Annotated in this window: 2 protein-coding genes and 7 tRNA genes; 2 read left to right on the top strand and 7 right to left on the bottom strand. The window is 68.5% G+C overall.

Annotated elements, in window-relative coordinates:
- Positions 1-168 precede the first annotated feature (168 nt).
- The 7 genes from AC36XV_RS09960 to AC36XV_RS09930 form a co-directional block, all read right to left on the bottom strand.
- A tRNA-Glu gene (locus AC36XV_RS09960) sits at positions 169-240 on the bottom strand.
- Between the two features lie 99 nt (positions 241-339).
- A tRNA-Arg gene (locus AC36XV_RS09955) sits at positions 340-414 on the bottom strand.
- A gap of 43 nt (positions 415-457) precedes the next feature.
- Positions 458-529 (bottom strand) — tRNA-Thr (locus AC36XV_RS09950).
- A 27-nt stretch (positions 530-556) separates the two neighbouring features.
- A tRNA-Trp gene (locus AC36XV_RS09945) sits at positions 557-629 on the bottom strand.
- Between the two features lie 14 nt (positions 630-643).
- A tRNA-Phe gene (locus AC36XV_RS09940) sits at positions 644-717 on the bottom strand.
- 28 nt (positions 718-745) lie between these two features.
- Positions 746-818: transfer RNA gene (locus AC36XV_RS09935), tRNA-Asn, on the bottom strand.
- Positions 819-957: 139 nt separating this feature from the next.
- A tRNA-Met gene (locus AC36XV_RS09930) sits at positions 958-1,031 on the bottom strand.
- Positions 1,032-1,186: 155 nt separating this feature from the next.
- Between AC36XV_RS09930 and AC36XV_RS09925 the strand changes: the two genes are divergently transcribed.
- On the top strand, positions 1,187-2,527 hold the full coding sequence (locus AC36XV_RS09925; protein WP_492203530.1) for an FAD-binding oxidoreductase: 1,341 nt from the start codon (positions 1,187-1,189) through the stop codon (positions 2,525-2,527).
- Positions 2,528-3,111, top strand: a 584-nt coding sequence (locus AC36XV_RS09920; RefSeq protein WP_492203529.1) for an FAD-binding oxidoreductase, incomplete at its 3' end; no start/stop codon positions are given. It abuts the gene before it with no gap.

Below are 3,111 nucleotides of genomic sequence, written 5' to 3'. Positions count from 1 at the left end.
ACTGAGCTATGCCCGCAAAAGCTACCCTGTCGGGGCGTTAGCCCCGACCCGTTTTGCGGCGAAGCCGCGAAACGCACTGAGCTATGCCCGCAAAAGCTACCCTGTCGGGGCGTCAGCCCCGACCCGTTTTGCGGCGCAGCCGCGAAACGCACTGAGCTACGGCCCCAATGCCCCCAAGGAGAATCGAACTCCTATCTCCACCTTGAAAGAGTGGTGTCCTAACCGTTAGACGATGGGGGCGTCTTCGCGTCTCGTGGCCGGCGACGCACCGGCCTCCGGCCCTGCCGCACGTCCGGAGGCGCTTCGTCGTACCGACCCCCGTCGTCCCGGTTCCCCCGACGCGTCCGGCAGGATTCGAACCTGCGACCCTCGGCTTAGAAGGCCGATGCTCTATCCAGGCTGAGCTACGGACGCAAGTCCGACCCGTGGTCGACGACTCGTACATTCCCTCCTGAGGAGCTCGCGATGGGGATTGAACCCATGACCTCATCCTTACCAAGGATGCGCTCTACCACTGAGCTACGCGAGCCGGATTCTCGCCGATTCCCGTCGGACACAGGGGCGGAGGGACTCGAACCCCCAGCCGCCGGTTTTGGAGACCGGTGCTCTACCAGTTGAGCTACGCCCCTTCACCGTTCCGGAGTGGCTGGGGACGGATTTGAACCGCCGACACCCGCGTTTTCAGCGCGGTGCTCTACCAACCTGAGCTACCCAGCCAGGTCCAGCTCCCGCCACCGACTCTCAGCTCCGGGGGGGGGATTCGAACCCCCGACCTAGTGGTTAACAGCCACCCGCTCTGGCCGCTGAGCTACCCCGGAATGATCGACCGTTCCAGAGTCAGATCTCCGCGGTGCCACCGCACCGCGACACGCACATTATCCTGTCAAACAACGCCTGTGCACAAGCAAAAGGCCCCGCCAGCCATGCATCAGCGAACGGGGCTCCAGACCGGCGAAGTAGCGGGGGCGGGATTCGAACCCGCGACCTTCGGGTTATGAGCCCGACGAGCTACCAGACTGCTCCACCCCGCAACGGGACCGACGATCCTACCATCCGCACCCTATGGTGTCAACCTCGCTTGCCGCCCGTTTCGGACGGTGGCTAACCTCGTCGGATGGAAGCTTCGCGGCGTCCCGTCCCGCCGGATCTCGAGCGTGCTCTTAGCGCATTGCTCGGATCAGCAGGGATGATCACGGAACCGGGCCGGATGGTCGTCTACGAGGGGGATGCGCTGACCACGTCTCGGGGCACCCCCACTGCCGTGCTGCTGCCCGGGAGTCGGAGCGAGCTGCGGGAGGCCGTTCGGCTCCTGCACGAGGCGGGACAGGAGTTCGTGCCGCGCGGGTCGGGCACGGGACTCTCGGGCGGATCCGTCGCGCACGACGCGGTCGTTCTCGTCACCACCCGCCTGAACCGGATCCTCGAAGTGGACCCGGAGGACCGCACGGCGCTGGTCGAGCCGGGGGTCCTCACCGCGGCGATCTCTGCTGCCGCGGCCGGCTACGGCCTCAGGTATCTCCCCGATCCCGCGAGCGCCGCGGCATGCACGATCGGCGGCAACGTCGCGATGAACTCGGGCGGCCCCCATTGTCTCAAGCACGGCGTCACGAGTGACCACGTCCTCGGCCTGGAGATCGTGCTTCCGGACGCCTCCCTCGCGTGGGTCTGGCGCGGCCAGGACGGCGGTCTGGATTCCGCGGGCCTGTTCATCGGGTCGGAAGGAACGATCGGTCTCGTGTCCTCCGTGCTCGTGGGGCTCGTCCCCGTGGCGGACTCCACCCGCGCCCTGCTCGCACTGTTCGACGGAGTCGGAAATGCGGGCGCCGCGGTATCCGAAGTCTTCGAGCGGGGACTGGTTCCGGTGGCGCTGGAGCTCATCGACCAGTCGACGATCGAGGTCGTCGAGGCGTCGATCTTCGCAGCGGGCCTGCCGATCGATACGCCGGCGGCGCTCGTGATCGAGTGCGAGGGCGATCCGGAAGACGTGGAGGCGGACCTCGCGGTGGCAGCCGAGGCATGCCGGGCCCACGGGGCGACGGAGGTACGGATCGCGGAGACGGAACAGGAGCGCCTGGCGATCTGGCAGGCGAGAAAGAGAGCCTACGGCGCCCTCGGTCGCGCGGCGCCCGACGTCTTCGTCCAGGACGCGGTCGTTCCGCGCACGGAGCTGGCGCGACTGCTGCCCGAGATCGAGCGGATCGCACGCGATCACCGTCTCCGCCTCGCGAGCTTCTTCCACGCCGGGGACGGAAACCTCCACCCCAACCTCCTGTTCGATCGCCGCGACCCGGACCAGGTCGCGCGTGTCGAACGCGCCGGCGAGAGGATCATGCGGCTGTGCGTGGAGGCCGGCGGAACGATCACGGGAGAGCACGGCGTCGGTTCGGACAAGGTCCAGTACATGTCGCTGATGTACGGTCCGGAGGAGCTGCGGATGATGCACCGACTCCACGATGCGTTCGACCCGGAAGGCACGGCGAATCCTGACAAGCTGCTGCCGCGCCGCGTGTCCACGGAGGAGAAGTAGGTGGACGGGAACGGCCTGTTCGTCGCGACGGACGAGGACGGCCTCGCCGAGCAGCTGCGGATCCTGGCCGACCCGCCGGTCGTCACGGGAACGGACCGGCCGGATCCGGATCCGTGGCTCGCGGAGCGCGCATCTCCTGTGCCTCCGGTCGTCTCCACCGCCGGGCTCGCGGACGTCCACGCGCTCCGGCCCCGGGATCTGACCGTCGAGGTCGGAGCCGGGATGCGCATGGAACGGCTCCGGGAGATCGTGGAAGAGGAACGCCTCTGGGTCCCGACGTCCGGCATCGGAGGCGCCCGATCCGTCGGAGGCTGGGTCGCGGCAGCGACGCCGACGCCGTGGGATGCTGCGTACGGCCCGGTCCGCCGGCAGCTGCTCGGCTGCCGGGTGGTCGCCCCGGACGGGACCCGGCTCTCGTGGGGGCGCGCCGTGATGAAGAACGTGGCTGGCTACGACATGCCCCGGTTGATGGCCGGAAGCCGGGGGCGCCTCGGCGTGATCACCCGGGTGATTCTCCGCCTGTGGCCACGTCCCGAGGCGGTCTCCGCCTGGACGATCCGGGGCGCCGGCAGCCCGGCCGAGTT

Source organism: Candidatus Benthicola sp., from assembly GCF_058719085.1.
The sequence above is the reverse complement of the archived record's forward strand: the minus strand, read 5'-3'. Positions and strand labels throughout refer to the sequence as shown.